Here is a 562-nt window from a genome sequence, read left to right as displayed (position 1 = left end):
GAAGCTAGAACCTGTATTTGAACAAACAGATTTGATTAAGGGGATGAGACTATGATTTACCGAACTGCCGAACGATTTAAAGCCATGGACGATGTGGGCAATGTGTACCACATTTCTAAGATGGTAGAGCAGGTTAAACCCGCACCAACCTATGATGATCCTAATCCACCTCAACGCGATGGTTTGGCCAAATTGGTATTGAACAATGGCGTGGCTGTGAATTATGTAGATGAAAACACATTTGAAACATTATCAGGTGCGATCTTAAAGCGCATCTAATTACCGAGCAAGCAAGTCTTGCATGTGTCTTTGCGACACGACCCCTAATAACCGCTATACCTTGAGCATCCGTTGTGAAACGCTGCAAACAGGTATGGCGGTTATCCTATTGGACAAACCATGCAAGCACATAGACGCAGGCAAAACACGTACCAAGCATCAAAGTCATGGCGCGATGGTCGCACCACAGCAGAGCGCGGTTATGGTGGTAGATGGCAGAAAGCACGATTGGGCTGGCTGAAAAAGCATCCCTTGTGTGCCTACTGTGAACAGCAAGGCCGGA

The 562-nt window shown here is 46.6% G+C and carries 1 protein-coding gene; it reads left to right on the top strand.

The features are described 5' to 3' along the window. Positions 1–51 precede the first annotated feature (51 nt). Positions 52–279 carry a hypothetical protein gene (locus A2F46_RS11810; RefSeq protein ID WP_066570666.1) on the top strand — a complete coding sequence of 76 codons (228 nt, stop codon included), beginning with the start codon at positions 52–54 and terminating at the stop codon, positions 277–279. Positions 280–562 lie beyond the last annotated feature (283 nt).

Source organism: Snodgrassella sp. CFCC 13594, assembly GCF_001590725.1.
Taxonomy (GTDB): Bacteria; Pseudomonadota; Gammaproteobacteria; order Burkholderiales; family Neisseriaceae; genus Snodgrassella.
Note: the sequence above shows the minus strand (reverse complement) of the source record. Positions and strands in the feature narration are given on the sequence as shown.

What these genes read in the sequence shown, in the direction of transcription:
- A2F46_RS11810 (WP_066570666.1), top strand. Translation starts at nt 52, where the DNA reads ATGATTTACCGAACTGCCGAACGATTTAAAGCCATGGACGATGTGGGC.